Raw genomic sequence first — 23888 nt, forward strand, 5'->3', positions numbered from 1 at the left:
TGTCAAACTACTAGTAGTCACAATTAATTAAAAGTTTTATGAAATCTAAAATTATTCTAGGCTTTTTTCTTTGCTTTGCAATAGCCTTAACAGGAAAAGCACAAGAAACACAACATATTTCTAAACTGGAAATTGGCAAAAAGGCAAAAAAAAATATCGATAGCCGGGACTCTACTGTTGTTATGCATATTGATACCTTGATCATGAAAGATAATTCTGCCCTATCTTTCTACGGCAAGAAAAATGTAAAACTAACCATTGGTTATGCTGAAATTGGAAATAAAGCAACGATTTATGGGACCGATGGAAAGAATAATGGTGCCAACTTTGACATCAATGCTAATTTCCAAAAATTGGGTTCCCTTTATATCATTGCAAAAGGAGATGACGCTTTCAATGGGACCAAAACCTTTCCGAATGGAAATGGGGGAAAAGTCAAAGTCAATTTAATTGACGGAAGTATTAAACCCCAAACAACAAACAAGAAAGCTACTAATTATATTTATGGTGATGTAGCAGCAGGCGGTCGAGCCGTCAATGCAAATACAGACTTGAGAAACATCTATGATCGGATTAAAACCGCTCCTACCGGATTGAGAGGCTTGCCTCAAGGACAGATTTATTCTGGAAGCCCTGGAACTGAAGGAACATTTGAACTTATTTCAACGCAATAAGAATATTGTTAAAATCATAAAAAGCCGTATTATTCTTTTATAATACGGCTTTTTTATTTCTATATTTTATTACTTACATCCTCTTCTTTTAAGTTCGTAGGCCAATACTAATCGAGTCATCCGATCATATCGCGCGATGCCTTCCTGTTGATTGTTGTGTTTCAGATACTGATTATAAAATATTCCCATCACATCGTCAACCCAACCCGTATACTGACTCCAAAAATACCTTTCTTTTTCCATATCGTTCAATACTTTTGCGCTTAATCTTCCCTTGTAATCCTTTCCTAAATCAGGATACATACCCTGCAGTTCACGTAACATATAAAGTGTCGTCTGTAGATAAGCCGAGTATCGGTAAAAGGTCTGAGGATGTTGCTGTAAGCGAACAAAAGCTATAAAATTTGCCTCGTCTTCAAAACCAATACCCTGTTGATGCGCAAGTTCATGCACTGTCGTAAAAGGTAAGAAGGTGACTGGCATTGCTTTATTGACCTGAGCTTCGTGCGTAAATGGATTAAAATAGCCTGAAACCCCAAAAAGAGAAACTATTCTACTATTTAGCGGAGATTTTGCTCCAATGTGCCCGCTTGACAAGAAATCTGCGAAAGTCGTATCCTGTCCTACCCATTTATTCAAGTCTTCTTGAATTGAATCTTTATGCTCATCCCACTGCGATGGCTCTACTGTTTCCCGTAGCGTATTTGTACTATCCAAAAATCCATTCAATACGACAAGATAGTCGGCCAGCTTTAAACTATCGACTTGCAATTGTACATTTGTACTAATTGGCTTACGGTAATAATTTAAACCCCATGATAGGTAAAAGAAAAGATAGAGCCCTAATAGCAGATTGATGATAAACAAAACCGAACGAAAGGAATTTTTCCATCTTCCTTTCCATAAATTTCCGATCAACTTGACAGCCAAATAGAATAAAAATATAACAACTGCCGCATAAAATAGATCACCTATACTAAAAGGAATATAACCAAAAACAATTCTTGGCACATAACCATAAAGGCGATAAAAACCGCGCGCGTAAAATGTCTCAATCCACTGGCTATTTTTCTCGATCAAAGAAATAAGAAAAATCCCAATTAGAAATAATACAGCAGTGAAAACAGCCATTTTATTGCGCTTTTCCATTCAATAAAATATAAAACGGTTAACTTTCGTTCTCAAAATAAAGCTTATAGTAGTTCATACCCTTATCCTCATCATAACCTTTCTCAAGGTATTCACGCTTACCGTGAACATAGATATGAAAATTCTTATCGAGCTTTAACACAGATTTGTAGGAAGATTCCATCTTCTTCACGGCTTTATCTGCGATTTCAAAACTTGCCTGAAATGGAGAGTCAAATTCATCTTCAAAACCAGCTTTAAAATCCTGAAATAAAGCAATCGCCTGCGGGTTGCCCAATACTTCCTCCTCAAACTCTTCCTGGATAAAAGTTTCCTTTTCCTTAAAGTAATTCATGGATTTGTTCATCAGATCAATCTTGTCCGCTTTCTCCAATTCAAATGTTTCGTCTAATTTTTCCTGAACAAAGTTCTTATACACTTTCAGGTAATTCCCCGTTTGATGGAAATTATCGTTACGCACGCGCAGCTGCAAAAATTCATCTTTCCAGTACACTGCCTCCTGTTGACGGTTTGTCTGATCGAGAACCAGCACCTTATACCCCTCCTCTTCTTCTACATTGATAATAATACAGCCTTTGTCCAGCTTATTGATATTGATCGCCTCCTGCTCATATTCCAACATAAAAGCACCTTGCTCCGGATACACTTTCAGATAGGTCTCCTTATTTTCGGATTTGAATATACCAATGGCATCATGTTCCTCTCCTTCTATCTGAACATTCTTTAAGGCAACAACATACACCTCACCCCCCTTTATTTTTGGATGGCTAGATACTTCATAAAGGTGTTTTGAAATCTGTTGGGAAAAATCGTGAAATGGAAGCTGCTCCTTGAAATATTGTCTTGCAAAATAGAAAATCTCATTCAGTTCCAACTCTCCATTGGGATGATATAAGCGATATACCTCATTCACCTTTGCAAAAGGGCTCATAAAATACTGCATCAGCAATCCAGGTAACACTTCATCCCCTTCAAGAGAAACAGGTGCATCTGACAAAATATAAAATTCATCTTGTGCCTTATTTCCTACACGATGAACAGATAATGCTTCAAAAGTCGCATCTTGGTGAAAAAACATATTCTTATCTTATAAATTATATAAATCTATTGCTATTTTAAAAGTCTGACAATGTGCATTGACAATGTCTTTAATTTCGGGAGAATATCCCCCACCCATACTTACCTGAACAGGAATATGGTGTTTATGGCACATCTGAAAGACCAATTCATCTCGTCGGCTGCAGGTCTCGGGGCTTAAATTTAATTTCCCCAGTTTATCTGTTTTCAAAATATCCACGCCGGCCTGATAGAAAACAAAATCCGGTTCAACCCGTCTAAACAAATCGGATAAACTGTCTTCCAATAATGCGAGATATTCAAGGTCCCGAATGTTATCAGCTAAACCAATATCCAGATGGGAACGCTGTTTGACAAATGGATAATTTTTCTCACCATGCATAGAAAAAGTAAATACCTGTTTATGCCCCTCAAAAATATGGGCAGTACCATTTCCTTGATGCACATCCAGATCAATAATGAGGATGCAGCTAGCGTGTCTGTGCTTCAGCAAGTAACCAGCGGCAGTTGCTTGATCATTCATCAAACAGAAGCCTTCGCCAAAATCATAACCTGCATGATGTGTTCCACCCGCAATACTAAAAGCAACACCATACTCAAGGGCGTATTTTGCACCTTGAATTGCCCCCTCCAAGATGTAACGTTCCCGATCAACAAGACTTTGGCTTAACGGAAAACCTATTCTTCGAATCATTTTAGGATCCAAAGTCAAATCAAATAGCTGTTTGACATAGACTGGATCATGCACCAGACAACATGATTCAAAGCTGGCAAGTTCGGGACTAAAAAAACTTGACTCCTCTGCCAGCCCTTCATGCTTTAACTGTAAAGGAATCAACTCGTACTTCAGCATCGGAAATCGATGCCCCTCTTTGACGGGATGGACAAATTCTGGACGAAAAGCTATTTTAAGCACCTTAAATCTAATATTACTCATGCGAAGATAAGAAAAAGATCTTTTGGAGTTATATGAGAAAAAGGGCATCTTTGAGAAGGAACAAACAGCAAGCCAATGTTATGTTGCCATAACAGCATACTTGTATTCGATCATCAATTTATATTCTTGAAAATAAATGGAAACAACTAATCTGCCCCAATTGTCTGCCATGGAACAACGTGTACTAGGCTCACTAATCGAAAAATCAAAAGTAACCCCGGAATATTATCCAATGACAATCAACAGCTTACAAGCTGCTTGTAACCAAAAAACTTCCCGAAAACCGGTTGTACAATATACAGAAGAAGATATTATCGCTACATTGGATATATTAAAGAAAAAAGGCTTAATCTCGACAGTTGTTGGCGGAGGATCTCGCGTAACAAAGTATAAACACAATTTTGCCATACAATTTCCTTTGGTCCCTTCTGAATTAACCATTGTTTGCTTATTACTACTCAGAGGACCAATGACCGCCGGCGAAATTAATTCAAACTCGGGAAGACTTTATGAATTTGAATCATTGAGCGAAATCAATGAACAATTGGAAAAATTGACACAAGAAGGCTACCTGAAGTCTCTGCCTAAACAAATAGGGCATAAAGAAGTCCGCTACATTCATTTATTAGGAGAAATCAATCTGGAAGCGTATGAAAATAGCGCTCCTGTAGGCAGCTCCTCGAACGATCAGGTCTTACTCGATCGAATTGGACAATTGGAACAGGAAGTAGCAGCATTAAAACAGAAATTTCAGGATCTCTGGGATGAATTACATTAATTGCTCATGTCGCAAACAATAGATTCCAAAAACGAAATATCCAAAGCAACCTTGTGGCTGATGACCATCGCCACAGGCTTGGTAGTCGCCAACAATTATTACAATCAACCACTATTGGGCTTGATTGCCAAAGACCTACATATTGATGAGGCCATGGTCAGTAATTCGGCCATGTTAACCCAGATCGGATATGCCTTTGGCCTGTTACTGATCGTTCCCTTAGGAGATATGTTTAAGCGAAAGAAAATGATCTTGATCGATTTCTTTTTCATTATTTTTTCTTTGGTAGGTATGGCCATGTCCACTTCTATCCTATCTATATTGCTATTCAGCTTTCTGATAGGTTTCACATCTGTTATTCCACAGGTTTTTGTGCCCATGGCAGCCGAACTAGCGAGCAAAGAAAAGCAGGCTTCAGCGATCGGTATGGTTATGTCGGGTCTGCTGATCGGTATATTACTCTCTAGGGTTGTAAGCGGGTTTGTTGGCTCCTACTTCGGATGGCGCGAAATGTATTGGATAGCGTCAGCAATTATGGTCATTACAGCCATCGCCATAGCAATCAAGCTACCAGAGGTACTGCCTAATTTCAAAGGTTCTTATCGCGAATTGATGCGTTCGGTCTGGAACTTCGCGAAAAAACAGCCGGTGTTGCAGCTCGCAGCATTTCGTGGTGCCATGGGATTTGGGGCTTTCTCTGCTTTTTTTACGACACTTGTGTTCCACCTGGAAGGCCCTCCTTTCTTCGATGGGCCAGCAACCGCCGGAGCATTTGGACTTGTGGGGGCCTGCGGTGCGCTTGCGGCCGCTTTTGTCAATAGATTGACCATATATATCGGTAAAGCCAGAATTATCTTATACGCTATTCTATTGATGCTGCTTAGCTGGCTATTATTCGCCCTCTTCGACAATTACTATTGGGGCCTGATCCTTGGTGTTATTCTCATCGATCTTGGCCTACAGTCGATGCATATCCTGAATCAAAGCGATTTCTATGCGCTAAACCTCGGGGCCAACAACCGACTAAATACCGTATATATGGTCAGCTATTTTATTGGTGGATCAACAGGCACTTTTTTTGCTGCACAAGCATGGCAACACTTCCAATGGCCCGGTGTTATTTTCGTAGGCACATGCTATACGCTGCTGGCATTGTTGGCTCATCTATTATTTGATTATAAATTAAGAAAAAACTGATATGAAATTCGGCCAAGTAGAACATCCCGAGGAAATCGATTTTACCCTTCCTCCTACTACACCAGAAACCTTAACCTTATTACAGCACTTCAAAATTGACAAACCTTTTGAGGTATATGTAGGCTGTGCAAAATGGAATAAACAAGATTTAAAAGGCTTTTATCCCAGAGGTACAAAAGACGAACTTGCTTATTACTCCACACAGTTTAACAGCATTGAACTCAATGCTACATTCTACAATTCACCTGGCATAGACCAAGTAGAGACCTGGAAAAAGAAAACACCTGCTAACTTCAAGTTTTTCCCAAAAATACCACAATCCATCAGCCATTTCAGCAGATTATTAAATACGGGTGATAAAGTAAAATTATTTACGGATTCCATTGTTCATTTCGACGAAAAGCTGGGAATGGCTTTTCTTCAGATGCACGACAATTATAATCCAAAGGACATGGCCCGTTTAAAACTATTTCTTCATGACTGGCCAAAAGAAGTCCCGCTAGCATTAGAAGTCCGGAATAAAGATTGGTTTTCCAAACCCGAAGTAACAAAAGAATTATATGCGCTGTTGGAGGAAACCAATGTGACCAACGTACTGGTCGATACCGCCGGCCGGAGAGACATGCTCCATATGCGCTTGACTACGCCGATTGCTTTCATCCGGTATGTAGGTGCCAATCATGCATCAGACTATGATAGACTGGATCAATGGATCGATGTGCTGAAACTTTGGCGCGAAAACGGATTGCAAAAATTGTATTTCTTTATCCACCAGAATATTGAGGTGGAATCACCCTTACTGGCGACGCATTTTATCAAAAAACTGAATGCAACATTCGACTTGGATCTAACCTATCCCAACAAAAACACAGGAAATACTTTATTCTAAGACAGGATATCAGATCTGGTGCTAGAGGCAACGATAGAAAAGATCATTGAGGATATTTTTCACACAAAAAAAAGCCGAAGTAGAAGATACTTCGGCTTTTTATATTAAAAATCAAACTTTAGCTTATTTTTTAGCGTATTTAAAGTTTTTACCGATGAAACGGGCATTACCACCCAATTCCTCTTCAATACGCAACAATTGATTGTATTTAGCCATACGGTCAGAACGTGAAGCAGAACCAGTTTTGATCTGTCCACAGTTCAATGCTACAGCTAAGTCAGCGATAGTCGCATCTTCAGTCTCGCCCGAACGGTGTGACATCACAGAAGTATAACCAGAATTTTGAGCTAAAGTAACCGCGTTGATTGTTTCAGTCAATGAACCAATTTGATTTACTTTCACTAAAATTGAATTTGCTGTATGTGTATCAATTCCTTGTTGAAGACGTTTTGTATTTGTAACAAAAAGATCATCACCTACTAATTGAACATGGTCACCGATTTTGTCAGTCAATGTTTTCCATCCAGCCCAATCGTCTTCAGCCATACCATCTTCGATAGAAATAATAGGGTATTTAGCTGTTAATTCAGCCAAATAGCTTGCTTGTTCTTCACTAGAACGTACAGCACCTTTATCACCTTCAAATTTCGTATAATCGTATTTACCGTCTTTGTAGAACTCAGAAGAAGCACAATCCAACGCTAAACAAACATCTTGACCTGGTTTGTAACCAGCGATTTCAATCGCTTTCAAAACTGTTTCGATAGCATCCTCAGTACCTTCAAAAGTTGGCGCGAAACCACCTTCATCACCTACTGCAGTTGAAAGACCTCTGTCATGTAAGATTTTTTTCAAGGTATGGAAAACCTCAGTACCCCAACGCAAAGCCTCAGAGAATGAAGGCGCACCCACAGGCATGATCATAAATTCTTGAAATGCGATAGGTGCATCAGAGTGTGAACCACCATTGATGATATTCATCATAGGAATAGGCAACGTGTTCGCATTTACACCACCGATATAACGGTATAATGGTTGACGTGACTCTTGTGCAGCAGCTTTCGCTACAGCTAAAGAAACTCCTAAAATAGCATTTGCGCCTAAGTTTCCTTTATTTTCGCTACCGTCTAAATCAATCATGATTTTATCGATGGCATTTTGCTCGAAAACATCCACACCTTCTAGTGCTTTTGCAATTTTAGTGTTTACATTCTCAACAGCTTTCAAAACACCTTTTCCTAGATATTTTGACTTGTCGCCATCACGCAATTCTACTGCTTCGTGAATACCAGTTGAAGCACCTGAAGGAACAGCTGCACGACCAACAAAACCATTTTGTGTAGTAACATCTACCTCAATTGTAGGGTTACCGCGCGAATCCAAAATTTGACGCGCATGAACATCGATAATTAAACTCATCTCTTTATTAGACTATAATTTATTTTCATTACTTAGTGTAAATAAGACACACTCTTATCTACAGACATTTTTCACAATCAAATATAATAAAAAATGTATTTATTCCCCTATTTATTATGAATAAAATATGCCCCATCGGCATAACTGTTCAAATAAATACAATAAAAAACCCTTCAAGATCTGAAGGGTTTTTTATATAATATTGTACAATTTAGTTTTTGATCATCGCTACAAAATCATCAAACAAATAGCGCGAGTCATGTGGACCCGGTGATGATTCTGGGTGATATTGCACCGAAAATGCTTTCTGTCCTTTGATACGGATACCTTCAATAGACTGATCGTTCAAATTAACGTGTGTAATTTCGACGTTCTCAGAATTTTGGATATCTTCAGCCACAACCCCAAAACCGTGGTTCTGCGAAGTGATTTCACAACGGTTGGCGATAATGTTCTTCACGGGGTGATTGATACCACGGTGTCCATTATGCAATTTGCTTGTACGGATACCGTTTGCCAATGCTAAGATCTGGTGACCTAAGCAAATTCCAAACATCGGTTTGTTTGCATCTAAAATAGCTTTTACAGTCTCGATAGCATAATCCATCGGTGCTGGATCGCCAGGACCATTGGAAATGAAATAACCATCCGGATTCCATTTCTCCATTTCCTCAAATGTTGTTTTCGCAGGAAAAACCTTTGTATACACATCACGAGCCTCAAAATTGCGCAAGATATTTTTCTTGATACCCAAGTCCAAAACCGCTACACGTAACGAAGCATTTTCATTACCAAAGAAATAAGGCTCAGCTGTTGTTACTTTTGAAGACAGCTCAAGCCCATCCATTGAAGGAACTTCAGCCAACTGACGCTTTAATTCTTCAACATCCGTTGTTTCAGAAGAAATAATCGCATTCATCGCTCCTTTATCACGAATATGTCGCACCAATGAACGGGTATCCACATCAGAAATACCAACTAAATTACCCTCTTCAAAGTAGCTTTGGATAGATTCATCAGCCATTTTACGGCTATAGTTGATGTTGTAGTTCTTACAAACTAGCCCCGCAATCTGAATTTGATTTGATTCGGTATCATCCTCATCAATACCATAGTTACCAATATGCGCATTGGTGGTTACCATGATTTGTCCAAAATAAGATGGATCTGTGAAAATCTCTTGATAACCAGTTGTTCCTGTATTGAAACAGATTTCCCCAGTAGTCGTACCAATTTTACCAGCGGCTTTACCGTGATAAACTGTACCATCTTCTAAAACTAAAATTGCAGGCAATTTGCTGTAGTTGGTCATTATCGATGTAATATTATAAAATGTGTATCCTTACTTTTATGAATTTTAAAGCGTTCTTGATTGGATATAAAAAAAGCCCTCAAATGGGCTAAATATCAATTAACAATGCATCATCACGATTGACAAACCGTTTCCTAAGGCACCTACCAATAAAGACTCTACTTTAATTTTCACGGGAGACAAAGTTACGACATATCACTTAAAAGTGAAAACATTTTTTATTTTTTTATTCTTCAACTAATTCCTTCCTCCAAAACGTTGCAAAGTCTCTCAAAATCAGACTTGTTAATAGCGGAACAAGCATATAAATCAATGGATTTTCTAACCAGGCTTCTCGAAACTCCAAGCGCAACAAAGCAATCAAAGCGGTAGTAAGACCACATCCCGGACAATCATAGCCACTTACAGCCTTCCAAAGGCAAGGAACAAGAATATGGATATCCGTGAAAAGATATAAGCCTATAGCAATCCCGAAATACCCCAATATCAACGAATAGATCCAATGATATTTAAGGTATTTCAGCAGGATATAAATCATTAATTATTGTTTATAGGACTCTTAATGTAATTGCCATCTGCATCCTTATATTTTCCGACAAGAATCATAATCAAATCGATCAGATACCAGATACCACAACCGCCCAAGGTAAGCAGCTGAATAACGGCAGTACCAATTTGCCCCAAATAGAACCGATGTGCTCCAAAAGGACCTAGAAAAAAGCAAAATAACAATGCTGGCAACCATCTGTCATCCTGAAACGTGTTATTTTGTTGCTGAAAGGGTTGGTTGGCATAAAATATAGGTTGTCTTACACCACAATAGGGACAAACCTCGGCCTTGATATTAATCAACTTGCCGCATTCTACGCAATACTTTTCGTCTTCTGTTTTCATTTAGATTTAATTTGGTAATGGGGCTAAAAACCAGCCTTCCATCCGGGATAAAATAATAGCATGAAATTAACAAAAAAACTTATAAAATGTTCTTTTTTTAGCGACATATAGAATTTAATAGAAACAGAAAAGGCGCTTCACGGTGTGGAGCGCCTTTTCTGTTTATGTATTCAACTTTTAAGAGTTGATTGCTTTCCAGATCATATCTTTCAATGGCAAGATATTTTTGCCTGTCACCGAAGAAATGAAGATATAAGGCACATCTTCCGGTAGCTCCTGCTCCATTTCCTTCTCCAGCTCCTCATCGAGCATATCAGACTTCGTAATAGCCAACAATTTGGGCTTATCTGCCAACTCAGGATTATATGCAGTCAATTCATTTAATAAAATGGCATATTCTTCACGAATTGTCCGGTCCGTATCAGCTGGCACCATAAACAGCAAAACAGAATTTCGTTCAATATGCCGCAAGAAACGATACCCCAATCCTTTTCCTTCTGAAGCCCCTTCGATAATACCTGGAATATCGGCCATAACAAAGGAACGGTTATCCCGGTAGCTCACCATACCCAAATTAGGTACCAGTGTTGTAAAGGGGTAATTCGCAATTTCTGGTTTCGCAGCAGAGACAACCGACAACAACGTTGATTTACCCGCATTTGGGAATCCAACCAATCCAACATCAGCAAGAACCTTCAATTCCAGAATCATCCACTGTTCTTTCCCTGGAAGACCAGGTTGCGAAAACCGTGGAGTCTGCTGTGTTGGCGACTTAAAATGCCAGTTGCCCAGCCCACCTTTTCCACCCGGAACCAATATTCTGGTTTCACCGTCTTCTGTGATATCGAACAACACCTCTCCTGTCTCCGCATCCTTCGCAATTGTACCCAGTGGCACTTCCAATATCTCATCACGTCCAGTTGCCCCGGTACGCAAAGAACTGCCGCCAGACTCACCGTTTGATGCGATAATATGCTTACGATATTTTAAATGGAGTAAAGTCCATAGATTGGTCGTTCCTTTCAGTATAATATGCCCTCCACGACCGCCGTCACCACCATCGGGACCACCGGTCGCTGTGTGCTTGTCACGATGCAAATGAGCTGAACCTGCCCCTCCGTGTCCAGAACGACAACACACTTTCACATAATCAACAAAATTCGAGCCTTGCGCCATTACAATTTATTACAGTCTAAAAGTATTTATTTCAATTAATAATTATCGATGATATCGGTTAAGCTCTTAAAGATAGTCTCGATCTCGCCGATACCATTCACTTTAGAAAGCTTACCCTGAGCCTCATAATAAGGCAATACATGAATCGTCTTCGTGAAATATTCATCGATACGCTTCACTAATTTATCCGCATCATCATCCGCACGGCCAGAAATCTCTCTCCGTTTGGCAATACGCTCTTTCAATTCATCCTCATTCACATCCAGTGCGATTACGACTGAAATTGAGGTGTTGATACCTTCTAAAAAAGCATCCAAAGCCTCAGCTTGAGCAACAGTACGAGGAAATCCATCAAAAATAAATCCTTTCGCATCCGGATTTTTCTTTACTTCCTCTTCCAGCATTGCTATTGTAATCGAATCTGGCACTAAATTTCCCTCAGCAATAATCTGGCTCACTTGTTGACCAAGCGGCGTTTGACCTTTAATATGTGCTCTAAAAATATCACCAGTTGAAACATGTACCAATTGATATTTTTCAATAAGCTTTGCAGATTGGGTTCCCTTACCTGCACCCGGAGGGCCAAATATTACAAGGTTTAGCATAGTTTTATTTAAGAAATTAAAACGAGTTAAAAAATAAAAGCCTAATCACAGATGATGACTAGGCTTTTCAGTTGTGCGCTCCAAGGGAGTCGAACCCCTAACCTTCTGATCCGTAGTCAGATGCTCTATCCAATTGAGCTAGGAGCGCAATAAACCATTACGTTTAGAACTCTGTCCCATGTGTTTTGGTGACGCAAATATAGTCAGAATTCGTTTTTTTACAAATTTTTTTTCAAAAAGAAGTTCCCCCCTTCCATCGACTGCCTTGCTGTAAAGCTTCAAAAAACAAAAAGCCAATCAAATTGACTGGCTTTTCTTTGTGCACTCCAAGGGAGTCGAACCCCTAACCTTCTGATTCGTAGTCAGATGCTCTATCCAATTGAGCTAGGAATGCCTTTTTTAACATACAGAACCTGTATTTGTGCGCACCAAGGGAGTCGAACCCCTAACCTTCTGATTCGTAGTCAGATGCTCTATCCAATTGAGCTAGGAGCGCTAGGCAACCAAAACAAATCCGATATCCTTTTCCGTTTTGGTGATGCAAATATCGATATATTTATCGATTTAACAAACATTTTTTCTCTTTTTTAAACTTTATACAACAACATTTCTTTTATCTCGTTGATAATATTATATTTAAAATATCAACTTTTTTTTTCAGACACGGACAAATGTTAGCATTCATGAGCAAAAGAGAATTAAAACTCAGTAAAATTCGCATCGGAGATATCAGTATCTCCTACTATATTCGCCCCAGCAAATTATATCCCTCGCCAAAAACAGTCATTTTCATCCATGGTTTTCCCTTCAACAAAAACACCTGGAAACAACAACTCCTACAGCTTGACGAAGATTATACGGGCATCGCCATTGATGTTCGCGGACATGGCCTAAGCACCAATGGACATGGTTTCTTCTCGGTCGATGTTTTTGCTAAAGATCTTGTGGAGTTTATTCGTAAACTCGACCTCAATCATGTCATCCTTTGTGGAATCTCTATGGGGGGGTACATTGCACTCAGGACATATGAACTCATCGGACAACAGCTCAAAGGACTTATCCTCTGTGACACGAATTCGCTTTCCGACGACAACAAAGGGAAACAAAAACGTTTTGATTCCATCCAAGCCTTATTAAAATATGGCAGAAGACCTTTTGCCATTGGTTTTATCGCGAATGTGTTTCACGATAAAACAATCCGTGAAAACCCCGAAGCTGTTGAACTCATCAAAAGCTGTATTCGGAGAAATGAAGTCGCCAGCATTTGCGCGACACAACTTGCTCTAGCTTCTCGAACAGATACAACCCATTCGTTGAAAACAATTATTATCCCAACACTGATCATAAAAGGGAAACACGATAAGTTGATGAGCGAAGAACAAACAAATATCCTGATCGAAAATATACCCGACGTCCGCTATATGGAGTTTGAAGAATCCGGGCACTTGCCAAATCTCGAGGAACCCGAAAAATTTAATGCCGTGCTAAATGATTTCCTGCGAAATATACCATTATAACCATCACCTTGGTTCCAAGTACAGCATCGGTTATAAAGCAATAAAAAAAGCCACATCAGTGGCTTTTATTTCTTTTTTTCATTAAGATTTCGTTCCATTTATGCTAGAACGAAAAATCATCTTTTGAACGAGCACCTGCTTCTTCAGCATATGCATCATCAAAGTTAGGCTCATAACGTTTCTCGATTACTTCTTGATTTGACTTGATGTAATTAACCACATCTGTCAAACCCTCAGCGAACTTTTCAAAATCTTCTTTGTATAAGAAAATCTTATGCTTAATAAACTGGCCATCCTCAAAGCGCTTCTTGCTTTCTGTGATAGTAATGTAGTAATCGTTCGATCGAGTTGCTTTTACATCAAAAAAATAAGTACGCTTACCTGCTCTCACCTTTTTTGAAAAAACTTCTTCACGTTCTTTGTTTTCAAAATCTCCCATTGGTTGTTATTTAAGTTTAAAGTAATCTTAATCTTTGATAAATATATAATAATTCATTTTAATACACCAAATAATATTAAAAAAAAAGACAATTACGCGTAAAAATGGCAGTTCACTTCTATTTATAGCCGAGATAAAAAATAAACAACAAGATTTTTTACCGACGAAATCATTACATTTACCGAAAATATAAGTTGTATTACCTAAAGCAAATATGTATAATAAATTTGTGCCTCTATCTTTGAGTCATAAATAGTAAAAACATTATGGAAAAAGAACCCATCATACCAAACAGCAATAATAGCCGCAATATTGTAGGAGCGATTGTAATCATCGTAGGTATATTCTTATTATTGAATAATCTAAATTTAGGAAGCTGGTTCCCGGATTGGTTATTTAGCTGGCCAACCATACTAATTATCATCGGATTGGTCATCGGAGTGAATTCTCAATTTCAGAAAAAATCGGCAATTATCCTATTAATCATAGGTGGAGCGAGTCTTATCTCAAGAATGATGCGTACAGATTTTGGTTCCGTAACCGTCCCGATCATCATTATTTCTCTTGGGATTTACTTTATCATGAGCAAAAGGAAACCTCCAATGGTTCCCCCAGCGTACCCCAATCCGCCGCAAGGCTCTTATGATTGGGACAAGCGAGTCAATATCCCTGCAGAAGACACGATAGACAGTGGTGCGCCCAACCAGGAATCAAAACCATTTAACGAACAATACGGTTCAAGCCAACAAGCCTCGCCTAATCAGCAGGCTTTTGGCGACAAAGAGAAAGATTCCTTTCACCATTCATTTGAGGACAACCTCAATTTGAACACCATCTTTGCGGGCCAAAAGAAAGTAATCTATTCCAAACATTTTAGAGGTGGCAATTTGACCAACGTATTTGGGAGCATTGAACTTGATCTGACGAAAGCAGACATTCAACAGCCGATTGTTATCGACACCTTCCAATTATTCGGCAGTGCGCGTATTATTATACCTCCGCATTGGACAGTATTTAGCAATGTTGCGTCGATCTTGGGTTCTGTCGATGACCGCAGGTTCCAAACGATCTATAACCCTGATACGGATAAAAAAATCTATATAACAGGCACCTGTATATTAGGTAATTTAACCATAAAAAATGCTTAATAGATGAAAAACAAACTGTTCCTCAGTGTTAAAAGTCGATTAATTGGCATTATCTGTATATCCGTATTTATCGGATATCTTGCGTTACAATATCTATTGATGCTTCGTTCTGGTTTCGATCAACAGCTCGCATTTAAAGATTCTTTTATAAATAGTCTTGTGATGATGTTTTGCTGTTATGGCATGTCATCAGCACTCAATTTCTACACCCCGCAACCGCGGGAAATCTGGAAAGTACTCATCATCGGCTTAATCATGGGCGGAATAAGCATTGCATTAAGCCGGTTTTTGATGAGTTACTTTATTCAATCTACCTTTACCCCGCTTTTGGATTTAACGTTACCTTATCGCGGCATTGTTAACTTCCTTATCTTGACATCTGTCGCCATTATCAATATTGTCTGGAATATTCAAGAAGACAATATCAACAATATCAAACGGAAACAGGAATCCGAAAACCTGCTCAGGGAGGCCGAGCTTTATAATCTAAGACAACAGTTACAGCCCCATTTTCTATTCAATAGCCTGAACTCAATTATAGCGCTTATTGGTGCCAATCCCGATGAAGCCCGAAATATGACATTCCAGCTTTCGGATTTTTTGAGAGGGACATTAAGAAAAGAAAATAACCAGATCATCACACTCGAAGAAGAACTTGACCACCTCCAGCTTTATCTAGATATCGAGAAAGTACGTTTTGGCCATAGACTACATACATCCATTTCTTCTTCAGAAGAAATTTTCAACAACAAATTACCAGCAATGATCATCCAACCTCTTGTAGAAAATGCTATTAAGCACGGACTTTACAATGTAACGGATCAGGTCGAAATAAAAATAAGATGCCAGTCGAATGACGGTCAATTACTGATTCAAATCACGAACCCTTTCGACACCGAAGAACAATCTAAACCGAAAAAAGGCACTGGGTTTGGGCTTTCGAGCATTCAACGTCGTTTATACCTCCTCTATGGAAGAAATGATCTGCTGGAAACTCAAATTCAAGACAATATATTTATCAGTACCCTAAAAATACCTCAATATGATTAAAGTCGTTATTATCGATGATGAACCCCTAGCACGCTCCATTATTGCGGGTTACCTAAAAAATGAAGCCGATATATCCATCATGGCTGAATGTGGCGATGGCTTTGAAGGTGTAAAGGCCATCCATACACACGAGCCCGATTTAATTTTCCTGGACGTACAGATGCCCAAATTGACGGGATTTGAAATGCTTGAACTTGTGGACGATCCGCCAGCAGTCATTTTCACAACCGCTTTTGACGAATATGCCTTGAAAGCTTTCGAAAAGAATGCACTAGATTATCTTTTAAAACCCGTTTCGCCGACGCGTTTCAAAAAAGCCCTAGAAAAGTTCAGAGCAAGCTACTCTGCGCCTGAGAAAAAGGTACAGCCCAACTATGAAGTGCTGACAGCACAAGACGAAACAAAAATCGACCGTATTGTTGTAAAAACAGGCACCCAAATCAAGATTATTCCGATTGATACAGTCAAATACCTAGAGTCTTACGATGACTATGTTAAAATTCATACCAAAGATGGCATGTATCTAAAGAATAAAACAATGGCATTTTTTGAGAAATCGCTGGATCCAAATCAGTTTGTTCGTATTCACCGCTCTTTTATCATCAAAGTAGATCAGTTAGCCAAACTAGAACCTTATGAAAAGGATTCTTACATTGCGGCACTGGTATCAGGCGAAAAGCTCAATATCAGTAAATCAGGCTATGCTCGATTAAAACAATTGATTGGAATTTAAACATTCCGTAGATTTGTGCCCATCAATAGTTATGAAAAATTTTATTACAATAGTATTGCTGGGCATCACATCTTACTCCTTCGCCCAAACGAATCCTGAGGAACAGATCAACAGAGGAGTTTACAATAGGCTGGAATTTTTCATCAATTCCCAGATGACAGACTCAGCCTATAACTTGGCCAGTGATTCCTTCAAACAACAATTTAGCCTACCCAGATTTACACAAGTACTACAGGAGCTCTATCCTTTAGGAAGGGTCAAAAGCTCCACTGTAAAAGAATTTGAAAAAGGGATTGCTACTTATCAAATGGACTTCGACAGTGAATCCTATGAAGTCCTTTTCGCAACAGATTCAACCTTAAAATTCAACACACTAAAAATCACCCCATTGGCAATAAAGCCTCAAGTGGAAAAAAACATTGTAGTACCTGTTACGCAAAAATCTGTCGATAACGATGACCTTTTTGTAGACTCTGTTGCCAATGCTTATTTGAAACAGCAAAACACACAATCACTTGCAATTGGCATCCTAAAAAATGGACAAACTAAAACGTATTTTTATGGAGAGACAGCCAAAGGTAACCAGACACCACCCACAAAAACCTCTATTTATGAAATCGGTTCGCTGAGCAAAGTCTTTACCGCCATACTTTTGTCAAATCTAGTTGAAGAAGGAACGATCACGTTAGATCAGCCCATATCGCTCTTTCTCCCCGATACACTCAAAAAGAATGAAGAGCTTTCAAAAATAACGTTTCAGATGTTGGCCAATCATACCTCTGGCTTACCTAGACTTCCTGACAATCTGGACAAAGTCAAAGGATTTAACGAAAACGACCCTTACAAAACATACGACAAAAAAGCACTTTATAATTACTTATCAAGCTTTAAAAACAAAAAAAATCCTGGCGAAGAATATGAGTACAGCAACCTCGGTTACGCCGTATTGGGAGACATTATATGTGGCATCTACAAGAAAAGCTACGAGCAACTTGTAAAAGATATTATCTGCAAGCCGCTTGAAATGAGTAATACCTTTCAAGTATTAGATCCTAAAAGAAAAGATACCTTTAAAGTATACAACAAAGATGGTCAAGAAGTAATTCCTTGGTCATTTGACGCTTTTGGTCCCGCTGGTGGATTAAAATCGACTCTCGAGGATCTGCTTAAATTTGCGAATGCACAATTCAAGATGCCGCAGACTCCCTTGGAAAATGCAATGGCAAACACCCGATTATTTACTTTTTTTCTACCTCCAGATACAGACCTGGGACTTGCATGGCACATGAATCTGATTGATGACCTAACGGTCTATTGGCACAATGGCGGAACCGCCGGAAGCAGTTCCTATCTAGCCTTATCCCCAGATAAAAAAAGTGGGGTAATCGTCCTGTCCAACTCAGCCATCTCTGCAGATGACAAGGGTAAAGCGATTTTGGACTATTTGCTCCGTAAAAAGTAAAGATCAAAAAATATAGAATAATGAGCCATATTGAAACAACAATATGGCTTTTTTTGTTGTAATAGCAATGATTGATAATTAACTTTGACTATAAGGTAATACAAATTGATTCACAAGGATCAATCACAAACAAGCTAAAAAAGCAGCTATTTACATGAAGATATTTATCACAAAAAGAATTCCGCAAAAAGGGATAGATCTATTAAAATCAGCCGGTCACGATATAACCATGCACGATTCCCCAAATCCCCTATCGGAAATGGAACTTATCAAAGCCAGCCAGCAAGCCGACTATGTCCTTAATGGCGGGATGCAGAAATTTGATGCTAATTTTTTCCAAAACTGCCCAAATCTTAAAGCCCTATCCCTCATGAGTGTCGGCTATGACAACGTGGATATCTCTGCCGCTACAAAGCATGGGATACCTGTAAGCAATACGCCAGGCATACTTTCGGGAGCAACAGCTGATGTCGCATTCCTTTTAATGCTTTCGGTATCAAGAAAGGCATTTTTTAACCACAAGAGAATTTTGCAGGGCGAATGGAAAGGGTTTGACCCTACTGCAAACTTAGGCATCGAGCTCAACAACAAAACACTGGGTATTTATGGACTGGGGCGGATCGGCTTTGAATTCGCAAGAAAAGCCAAAGCAGCGTATAACATGGAAATTATCTATTACAACCGAAGCCGTAATGAAGAAGCGGAACAAATTCTTGGCGCACGATATGTTAATTTCGACGATCTGCTCACGCGGAGCGATGTCCTTTCACTACATGCAGCTCTGACACCGGAGACTAAAAACCGTTTTGACAAGAATACATTCGCGCGCATGAAAAACTCCGCTATATTGATTAATACCGCTAGAGGCGGATTGGTCAATGAAATAGATCTAACAGAAGCCTTAAAGACCGGTCAACTATGGGGAGCTGGACTTGATGTGACAAATCCCGAACCGATGGATCCGAAAAATCCGCTGTTAAATATGGAAAATGTTTGTATACTGCCACACATTGGCTCTGCTACAGAAGAAACGCGGGATAATATGGCTGTTATGGCTGCCAGTAACTTGCTTACAGCAATTGACGGAAAAAAAATGCCTCAGATTATCAATAACGAAGTTTATCCATGAAAAGACGATTCTTCCAATTTTTAAACAGCATCAATAAAGCTATCCTGCCAAAGTATAGCAAAAAGGATCCTTTAAAATTAAAAAAGTACCAGCAGGCTATTATTGCCTACCGGTACTTTGTACTCATACAGTCTCTTAATACGGACTAGACCTGCCCCTTAGAAAGCCCTTGGTCATTTGAGTTTGAGACAATACTAATCTGTGTAGGATTGGATGATAAACTAATGTCGTTTCTTTCCAATTCCAGCATAATCTTTTCCTGCATGGAATTACGAGCTGGCCAATAGTGCTCTCTCTTGGTCCAGGCACGAACGGTCAACACCATCGAATTATCACCTAGTTCCTTTACAAATACCGTTGGTTCAGGGCTCATCAAAATATTTTCGTTTGAACGAAGTACACGGAGAATAATATCTTTTGCATCTTTTACATTTTTATCGTACGAAATCGTGATCGTATATTCAAACATACGCTGTACAATTTTTGTGTAATTTTTAATCACAGAATTGGCTAGCGGACCGTTGGGGCTAAAAATACGTACGCCATCATCACCGATAAGTGTCGAATACAAAATATCGATTCGTTCCACCGTCCCCGCAGTGCCGTTAGCACTTGAAATATAGTCGCCTACCTCAAATGGCCTAAACATCAAAATCAGTACTCCTCCGGCAAAATTGCTCAAGCTTCCTTGGAGCGCCATGCCGACAGCCAATCCAAATGCCGATAAAGCTGCAATAAAAGAAGTGGTCTGTATGCCAATCTGGCTCGCAACAGTAAGAAGCAACATCACCCACATAACTATTCTTGCAATACTGGAAATAAATGCCCGAATGGAAGGATCTACATTCTTCTTTTCGAAACGCTTATGTAACATCCGATCCACAAAACTGATTACATATTTCCCAAGAATCAGTAAGATAACTCCACCGATAATCCCCGGAATAGATTCAATAACAATATCGATCAATCGCCCAAATCTGGTCCCTAAACTATTTAAATTACTTTCCATTTTATTAAATATATTTTCACCAGTTTAGGCACAAGGATTGTTCCAACATAATACATATGGCATTAAAATTTAAAAATCATTGAAAAACACCACAAAACACCAAATAAACACCACTAAAAAAAGAATATTTAGCGTAATTTTGCTGTATGGATAAGAAAAACACCATTCCCGTTATCGATAGTTGTAGTATTGATCTCAACAATAAGACAACGATTCATATTGATGATCTAAAAGAATATATCATCAAGCATCAGGATATGGTGTTTCCGCACAAACATAATTTTTTTCATTTCGTCCTATTTACCGAGGGTTCCGGAGAACATATTATTGATTTTAATCACTATAAGATTGAACCCTATCAAATCTATTTTATGGTTCCGGGCCAGGTGCATACCTGGAATTTCACAGGCGATGAAGAGGGCTATGTTGTCAATTTTTCCATTGATTACTTTCAGTCCTTTCTTTTGCGGACCGATTATCTAGAGCGCTTTAGCTTCTTGCAAGGTAAAATTGAACACTTGATTTTTGTGATTGGCGAGCAATTTCGAAATCAGTCGATTACTATTCTTGAACATATTTTAGCGGCTAAGGCCGCGGGGCTATCGGAAGATTATATCCGCACGCTTCTACTCCAGTTTATATTATATATATCCATTTCAACCGAAAAAGATTATCAGGAACATGGCACTCCCTATAATCACAAGATATTCAATAGCTTTCAGCAGCTTGTTGAGCAGCAGTTTAAGTCTACCAAATTGCCCAGCGTCTACGCAGATCAGTTATTTATCACACCTAATCACCTGAATGCGATCTGTAAATCTTACATCGGGCAATCGGCAGGAGAAATTATCCGAAACCGTATTGTACTCGAAGCGAAGAGGTTATTGGTCAATCGAAATTTAAATATCAGTGAAATTGCAGATGAGCTGCAGTTCAATGACAACTCATATTTTACTAAATTTTTCAAAAAATCCGCTGGACTCACACCAGAAGAGTTCAGAAAACAACTATAACTATGGAAGAGGTTAAATACGAATTATCTGAATTTAAAGCCGCATGGCAAGCAAAATGTCCAAGATGCAGAATCGGCCATGTATACAAAGGCCCTGCCTATGGTCTTAAAGTACAAAAGATGAATAGCCATTGCGAATATTGTGGACTTCGTTACGAACGTGAGCCAGGTTATTTTTATGGTGCTATGTATGTGACCTATGCATTCTCCATCGCAGAGATGGTTACTGCTTGTATGGCAACCTATATCCTGACAGGTAATGATTCTTCTTTTATACTCTATGCAACAGTTGCTATCATGAGCGTTGTTTTAATGTCTCCATTCAACTACCGCTATTCCCGTATCATACTGATGTATTGGTTAACTCCAGGCTTAAGGTATGATCCAAATGTCAAAAAAAAGGAAGTTGATGTGAAGGCTTCAGCATAAACGCCATTATCCTTATCTTTATCCGAATGAAGGATATCATTTATTTGGACAATAACGCAACAACCCGAGTTTTGGATGAAGTGTGGAATGACATGACTCCCTACTTCATCCAGAATTATGCGAATGCATCGAGCGTCTATCATCAGATGGGACGTGAAGCCAATGCGGCTATCCAATCAGCCAGAACACAAATCGCAGATGCCCTGAACTGCTCATCAAAAGAAATTTTTTTCAATTCCGGAGCAACAGAAAGTATTAATACTGTAATCTGCGGCATATTTGACAGGTATCACTCGAAAGGCAATCATATCATCACCGTTTCAACAGAACATAAGGCTGTGCTCAGTTGCTGTGAACAATTGACAAAAAAAGGAGCGCAAATCACATACCTCCCTGTCGATACGAAAGGAGCCATCGCTATCGATGACTTAAAAAACGCCATTACTGCGCAGACTATACTCGTCTGCATCATGGCTGCAAATAACGAGACCGGTATATGTGCATCTGTAGAACAGATTGCTGCTATCTGTTCAGAAAAAGACATCTTATTCTTCTGTGATGCAACACAGGCTATCGGAAAAATCGACATTGACCTAAAAAAGACCCCCATAGACCTTCTATGCCTGAGCGCTCATAAACTCCATGGGCCAAAGGGAGTCGGCGCACTCTACATCCGTCGAAAATCAAAACCGATTCAAATCGCCTCCCTGATTGTAGGCGGAGGACAGGAAAATGGATTCAGAGGCGGTACATATAACGTTCCTGCAATTGTTGGCTTTGGAAAAGCCATTTCCCTGATTAACCCAGCGGCTTACACGACCGTCCGGCAGAATCGTGATTTATTGGAGGAAATTTTAGGTAGTATTCCTGAAATCATCATTCATGGGAAGAACTGTACACGATTGCCCAATACCAGCTACATCAGCTTTAAACATGTGCTTGCAAGTGAAATAATGACTGCCTGCCCTACCTTGGCACTTTCGTCAGGTGCGGCCTGTGTAACAGGCTCCAGGGAAGCCTCACATGTCCTGCTCGCTATGGGCGTACCCAAAGAACATGCGCTCGCAGCAATCCGTTTTAGCCTCAGTATCCTGACTACACAAGAAGAGATTATTCAGGCTGCGCAACTCATCAAAGAGGCTGTAAAAAAAATACGCGATCAATCGCCAATATGGCAGCTCTTCCAAGCCGGCCTGATCGACTAATTTATGACATTCTAAAAACTTTATAAGAGACAAAATATAACAAGATTGTATGTATCTTTGTTCAATACAAAGGATAATACTATGATTACAGTTACTGACAAAGCAAAAACTCGTATCGAGGAAATCATGAAGGATGAGCAATATGACAGCAATTACTTTGTGCGTGTTGCTGTAGAAAGTGGCGGTTGTTCGGGATTGAGTTATAAGCTGAATTTCGATAATGAAGAAAAAAAAGGTGATCAATTTTTCGAAGATAAAGGCGTAAAAGTCTGTTTAGATATCAAATCATTTTTGTACCTGGCAGGTACCGAACTTGATTATTCGGATGGTTTGAACGGAAAGGGATTTGAATTTCACAATCCCAATGCAAGCCGTACCTGTGCTTGCGGCGAAAGCTTCTCCGTATAGAACGCCCCTTCGATCCACCATAAGCAAAAGAGCCTTGAAATATTTCAAGGCTCTTTTGGTAAGTAACCAAACACTTTTGGTTGCACCAACAAATTATTAGTTTTATAATAAAATATTGACCTATCTTCATTTTGTTAGAATTTTTTTATTTTTTCAACTTTTTAATGGATAAATATTAAAAATCACAACCAAACAGATTAACCAATGATATTTTCATACTTTTGTATGAAATAACTGAAT

Annotated in this window: 25 protein-coding genes and 3 tRNA genes; 14 read left to right on the forward strand and 14 right to left on the reverse strand. The window is 39.1% G+C overall.

The genetic code is table 11. The features are described from left to right. The first annotated feature begins 38 nt into the window (after positions 1–38). On the forward strand, positions 39–674 hold the full coding sequence (locus tag AB1Z56_RS11810; protein ID WP_309363288.1) for a hypothetical protein: 636 nt from the start codon (positions 39–41) through the stop codon (positions 672–674). 69 nt (positions 675–743) lie between these two features. Here the strand turns inward: AB1Z56_RS11810 and AB1Z56_RS11815 are convergent, their stop codons facing one another. Genes AB1Z56_RS11815 through AB1Z56_RS11825 form a run of 3 tightly spaced genes read right to left on the reverse strand, consistent with a single transcriptional unit; the run spans position 744 to position 3837 of the window. Next, entirely contained in the window at positions 744–1823 is a 1080-nt protein-coding gene (locus tag AB1Z56_RS11815; protein ID WP_426792109.1) for a DUF3810 domain-containing protein, read from the reverse strand. Positions 1824–1842: 19 nt separating this feature from the next. After that, on the reverse strand, positions 1843–2901 hold the full coding sequence (locus AB1Z56_RS11820; RefSeq protein ID WP_426792110.1) for a nucleoid-associated protein: 1059 nt from the start codon (positions 2899–2901) through the stop codon (positions 1843–1845). A 9-nt stretch (positions 2902–2910) separates the two neighbouring features. Next, a complete protein-coding gene (locus AB1Z56_RS11825; RefSeq protein ID WP_309363282.1) occupies positions 2911–3837 on the reverse strand; it encodes a histone deacetylase family protein in 927 nt (308 codons plus the stop codon). A gap of 136 nt (positions 3838–3973) precedes the next feature. Here AB1Z56_RS11825 and AB1Z56_RS11830 point away from each other — a divergent pair, with 136 nt between their 5' ends. From AB1Z56_RS11830 to AB1Z56_RS11840, 3 genes are read left to right on the forward strand one after another with little or no spacing between them, the layout of a single operon-like run. Then, on the forward strand, positions 3974–4615 hold the full coding sequence (locus AB1Z56_RS11830) for a YceH family protein (RefSeq protein ID WP_309363280.1): 642 nt from the start codon (positions 3974–3976) through the stop codon (positions 4613–4615). A 6-nt stretch (positions 4616–4621) separates the two neighbouring features. Beyond that, positions 4622–5812 carry an MFS transporter gene (locus tag AB1Z56_RS11835; protein WP_426792111.1) on the forward strand — a complete coding sequence of 397 codons (1191 nt, stop codon included), beginning with the start codon at positions 4622–4624 and terminating at the stop codon, positions 5810–5812. A 1-nt stretch (position 5813) separates the two neighbouring features. Further along, positions 5814–6701 carry a DUF72 domain-containing protein gene (locus AB1Z56_RS11840; protein ID WP_426792112.1) on the forward strand — a complete coding sequence of 296 codons (888 nt, stop codon included), beginning with the start codon at positions 5814–5816 and terminating at the stop codon, positions 6699–6701. 123 nt (positions 6702–6824) lie between these two features. On the opposite strand, the gene eno is transcribed toward AB1Z56_RS11840, so the two are convergent. From eno to AB1Z56_RS11885, 9 genes are all read right to left on the reverse strand, one after another. Then, positions 6825–8120 carry a phosphopyruvate hydratase gene (gene eno / locus AB1Z56_RS11845; protein WP_046675452.1) on the reverse strand — a complete coding sequence of 432 codons (1296 nt, stop codon included), beginning with the start codon at positions 8118–8120 and terminating at the stop codon, positions 6825–6827. A gap of 211 nt (positions 8121–8331) precedes the next feature. Continuing rightward, positions 8332–9432, reverse strand: coding sequence for a glutamine-hydrolyzing carbamoyl-phosphate synthase small subunit (gene carA / locus AB1Z56_RS11850; RefSeq protein ID WP_426792113.1), 1101 nt, complete (start codon positions 9430–9432; stop codon positions 8332–8334). Positions 9433–9658: 226 nt separating this feature from the next. Further along, positions 9659–9970, reverse strand: coding sequence for a DUF2752 domain-containing protein (locus tag AB1Z56_RS11855; protein ID WP_309363272.1), 312 nt, complete (start codon positions 9968–9970; stop codon positions 9659–9661). Then, complete coding sequence (locus AB1Z56_RS11860; protein ID WP_088162229.1) at positions 9970–10326, reverse strand: NINE protein; 357 nt, start codon at positions 10324–10326, stop codon at positions 9970–9972. The genes AB1Z56_RS11855 and AB1Z56_RS11860 overlap by 1 nt, the downstream gene beginning before the upstream one ends. Before the next feature lie 177 nt (positions 10327–10503). Then, positions 10504–11502 carry a GTPase ObgE gene (gene obgE, locus AB1Z56_RS11865; protein ID WP_046675449.1) on the reverse strand — a complete coding sequence of 333 codons (999 nt, stop codon included), beginning with the start codon at positions 11500–11502 and terminating at the stop codon, positions 10504–10506. A gap of 35 nt (positions 11503–11537) precedes the next feature. Next, positions 11538–12107, reverse strand: coding sequence for an adenylate kinase (locus AB1Z56_RS11870; protein WP_293906818.1), 570 nt, complete (start codon positions 12105–12107; stop codon positions 11538–11540). 74 nt (positions 12108–12181) lie between these two features. Continuing rightward, positions 12182–12255 (reverse strand) — tRNA-Arg (locus tag AB1Z56_RS11875). A 172-nt stretch (positions 12256–12427) separates the two neighbouring features. Then, positions 12428–12501, reverse strand: a tRNA-Arg gene (locus tag AB1Z56_RS11880). 28 nt (positions 12502–12529) lie between these two features. Then, positions 12530–12603: transfer RNA gene (locus AB1Z56_RS11885), tRNA-Arg, on the reverse strand. Between the two features lie 187 nt (positions 12604–12790). Here AB1Z56_RS11885 and AB1Z56_RS11890 point away from each other — a divergent pair. Next, entirely contained in the window at positions 12791–13624 is an 834-nt protein-coding gene (locus AB1Z56_RS11890) for an alpha/beta fold hydrolase (RefSeq protein WP_088163631.1), read from the forward strand. A 103-nt stretch (positions 13625–13727) separates the two neighbouring features. Here AB1Z56_RS11890 and AB1Z56_RS11895 read toward each other — a convergent pair whose 3' ends face one another. Continuing rightward, a complete protein-coding gene (locus AB1Z56_RS11895; protein WP_209574768.1) occupies positions 13728–14063 on the reverse strand; it encodes a DUF3276 family protein in 336 nt (111 codons plus the stop codon). A 266-nt stretch (positions 14064–14329) separates the two neighbouring features. On the opposite strand from AB1Z56_RS11895, the gene AB1Z56_RS11900 reads away from it, so the two are divergent. From AB1Z56_RS11900 to AB1Z56_RS11920, 5 genes are all read left to right on the forward strand, one after another. After that, positions 14330–15211 carry a LiaF transmembrane domain-containing protein gene (locus AB1Z56_RS11900; protein WP_309363267.1) on the forward strand — a complete coding sequence of 294 codons (882 nt, stop codon included), beginning with the start codon at positions 14330–14332 and terminating at the stop codon, positions 15209–15211. A gap of 3 nt (positions 15212–15214) precedes the next feature. After that, complete coding sequence (locus tag AB1Z56_RS11905) at positions 15215–16261, forward strand: sensor histidine kinase (protein ID WP_309363265.1); 1047 nt, start codon at positions 15215–15217, stop codon at positions 16259–16261. Continuing rightward, positions 16254–16994 carry a LytR/AlgR family response regulator transcription factor gene (locus AB1Z56_RS11910; RefSeq protein WP_309363263.1) on the forward strand — a complete coding sequence of 247 codons (741 nt, stop codon included), beginning with the start codon at positions 16254–16256 and terminating at the stop codon, positions 16992–16994. The genes AB1Z56_RS11905 and AB1Z56_RS11910 overlap by 8 nt, the downstream gene beginning before the upstream one ends. 31 nt (positions 16995–17025) lie before the next feature. Continuing rightward, on the forward strand, positions 17026–18456 hold the full coding sequence (locus tag AB1Z56_RS11915) for a serine hydrolase domain-containing protein (RefSeq protein ID WP_426792114.1): 1431 nt from the start codon (positions 17026–17028) through the stop codon (positions 18454–18456). 154 nt (positions 18457–18610) lie between these two features. After that, a complete protein-coding gene (locus AB1Z56_RS11920) occupies positions 18611–19585 on the forward strand; it encodes a 2-hydroxyacid dehydrogenase (RefSeq protein ID WP_426792115.1) in 975 nt (324 codons plus the stop codon). A 145-nt stretch (positions 19586–19730) separates the two neighbouring features. On the opposite strand, the gene AB1Z56_RS11925 is transcribed toward AB1Z56_RS11920, so the two are convergent. Next, positions 19731–20594: a mechanosensitive ion channel family protein gene (locus AB1Z56_RS11925; RefSeq protein WP_309363257.1), complete on the reverse strand. Its 864-nt coding sequence runs from the start codon at positions 20592–20594 to the stop codon at positions 19731–19733. A gap of 146 nt (positions 20595–20740) precedes the next feature. Here AB1Z56_RS11925 and AB1Z56_RS11930 point away from each other — a divergent pair, with 146 nt between their 5' ends. The 4 genes from AB1Z56_RS11930 to AB1Z56_RS11945 all read left to right on the forward strand — a co-directional run bounded on the left by AB1Z56_RS11930 (position 20741) and on the right by AB1Z56_RS11945 (position 23648). Next, positions 20741–21607: a helix-turn-helix domain-containing protein gene (locus AB1Z56_RS11930; RefSeq protein WP_426792116.1), complete on the forward strand. Its 867-nt coding sequence runs from the start codon at positions 20741–20743 to the stop codon at positions 21605–21607. A 2-nt stretch (positions 21608–21609) separates the two neighbouring features. After that, positions 21610–22035 carry a DUF983 domain-containing protein gene (locus AB1Z56_RS11935; protein ID WP_309363254.1) on the forward strand — a complete coding sequence of 142 codons (426 nt, stop codon included), beginning with the start codon at positions 21610–21612 and terminating at the stop codon, positions 22033–22035. A gap of 26 nt (positions 22036–22061) precedes the next feature. Further along, positions 22062–23240, forward strand: a complete 1179-nt coding sequence (locus AB1Z56_RS11940; RefSeq protein WP_426792117.1) for a cysteine desulfurase family protein — start codon at positions 22062–22064, stop codon at positions 23238–23240. An 81-nt stretch (positions 23241–23321) separates the two neighbouring features. Beyond that, complete coding sequence (locus AB1Z56_RS11945; RefSeq protein WP_046675441.1) at positions 23322–23648, forward strand: HesB/IscA family protein; 327 nt, start codon at positions 23322–23324, stop codon at positions 23646–23648. Positions 23649–23888 lie beyond the last annotated feature (240 nt).

The sequence above is a fragment of the Sphingobacterium sp. WOUb80 genome (genome assembly GCF_050058145.1).
GTDB lineage: Bacteria > Bacteroidota > Bacteroidia > Sphingobacteriales > Sphingobacteriaceae > Sphingobacterium.

Bases quoted from the DNA above. Each gene is read 5' to 3' on its own strand.
- AB1Z56_RS11810 (WP_309363288.1), top strand. From the start codon at position 39: ATGAAATCTAAAATTATTCTAGGCTTTTTTCTTTGCTTTGCAATAGCC.
- AB1Z56_RS11815 (WP_426792109.1), bottom strand. From the start codon at position 1,823: ATGGAAAAGCGCAATAAAATGGCTGTTTTCACTGCTGTATTATTTCTA.
- AB1Z56_RS11820 (WP_426792110.1), bottom strand. From the start codon at position 2,901: ATGTTTTTTCACCAAGATGCGACTTTTGAAGCATTATCTGTTCATCGT.
- AB1Z56_RS11825 (WP_309363282.1), bottom strand. From the start codon at position 3,837: ATGAGTAATATTAGATTTAAGGTGCTTAAAATAGCTTTTCGTCCAGAA.
- AB1Z56_RS11830 (WP_309363280.1), top strand. From the start codon at position 3,974: ATGGAAACAACTAATCTGCCCCAATTGTCTGCCATGGAACAACGTGTA.
- AB1Z56_RS11835 (WP_426792111.1), top strand. From the start codon at position 4,622: ATGTCGCAAACAATAGATTCCAAAAACGAAATATCCAAAGCAACCTTG.
- AB1Z56_RS11840 (WP_426792112.1), top strand. From the start codon at position 5,814: ATGAAATTCGGCCAAGTAGAACATCCCGAGGAAATCGATTTTACCCTT.
- eno (WP_046675452.1), bottom strand. From the start codon at position 8,120: ATGAGTTTAATTATCGATGTTCATGCGCGTCAAATTTTGGATTCGCGC.
- carA (WP_426792113.1), bottom strand. From the start codon at position 9,432: ATGACCAACTACAGCAAATTGCCTGCAATTTTAGTTTTAGAAGATGGT.
- AB1Z56_RS11855 (WP_309363272.1), bottom strand. From the start codon at position 9,970: ATGATTTATATCCTGCTGAAATACCTTAAATATCATTGGATCTATTCG.
- AB1Z56_RS11860 (WP_088162229.1), bottom strand. From the start codon at position 10,326: ATGAAAACAGAAGACGAAAAGTATTGCGTAGAATGCGGCAAGTTGATT.
- obgE (WP_046675449.1), bottom strand. From the start codon at position 11,502: ATGGCGCAAGGCTCGAATTTTGTTGATTATGTGAAAGTGTGTTGTCGT.
- AB1Z56_RS11870 (WP_293906818.1), bottom strand. From the start codon at position 12,107: ATGCTAAACCTTGTAATATTTGGCCCTCCGGGTGCAGGTAAGGGAACC.
- AB1Z56_RS11890 (WP_088163631.1), top strand. From the start codon at position 12,791: ATGAGCAAAAGAGAATTAAAACTCAGTAAAATTCGCATCGGAGATATC.
- AB1Z56_RS11895 (WP_209574768.1), bottom strand. From the start codon at position 14,063: ATGGGAGATTTTGAAAACAAAGAACGTGAAGAAGTTTTTTCAAAAAAG.
- AB1Z56_RS11900 (WP_309363267.1), top strand. From the start codon at position 14,330: ATGGAAAAAGAACCCATCATACCAAACAGCAATAATAGCCGCAATATT.
- AB1Z56_RS11905 (WP_309363265.1), top strand. From the start codon at position 15,215: ATGAAAAACAAACTGTTCCTCAGTGTTAAAAGTCGATTAATTGGCATT.
- AB1Z56_RS11910 (WP_309363263.1), top strand. From the start codon at position 16,254: ATGATTAAAGTCGTTATTATCGATGATGAACCCCTAGCACGCTCCATT.
- AB1Z56_RS11915 (WP_426792114.1), top strand. From the start codon at position 17,026: ATGAAAAATTTTATTACAATAGTATTGCTGGGCATCACATCTTACTCC.
- AB1Z56_RS11920 (WP_426792115.1), top strand. From the start codon at position 18,611: ATGAAGATATTTATCACAAAAAGAATTCCGCAAAAAGGGATAGATCTA.
- AB1Z56_RS11925 (WP_309363257.1), bottom strand. From the start codon at position 20,594: ATGGAAAGTAATTTAAATAGTTTAGGGACCAGATTTGGGCGATTGATC.
- AB1Z56_RS11930 (WP_426792116.1), top strand. From the start codon at position 20,741: ATGGATAAGAAAAACACCATTCCCGTTATCGATAGTTGTAGTATTGAT.
- AB1Z56_RS11935 (WP_309363254.1), top strand. From the start codon at position 21,610: ATGGAAGAGGTTAAATACGAATTATCTGAATTTAAAGCCGCATGGCAA.
- AB1Z56_RS11940 (WP_426792117.1), top strand. From the start codon at position 22,062: ATGAAGGATATCATTTATTTGGACAATAACGCAACAACCCGAGTTTTG.
- AB1Z56_RS11945 (WP_046675441.1), top strand. From the start codon at position 23,322: ATGATTACAGTTACTGACAAAGCAAAAACTCGTATCGAGGAAATCATG.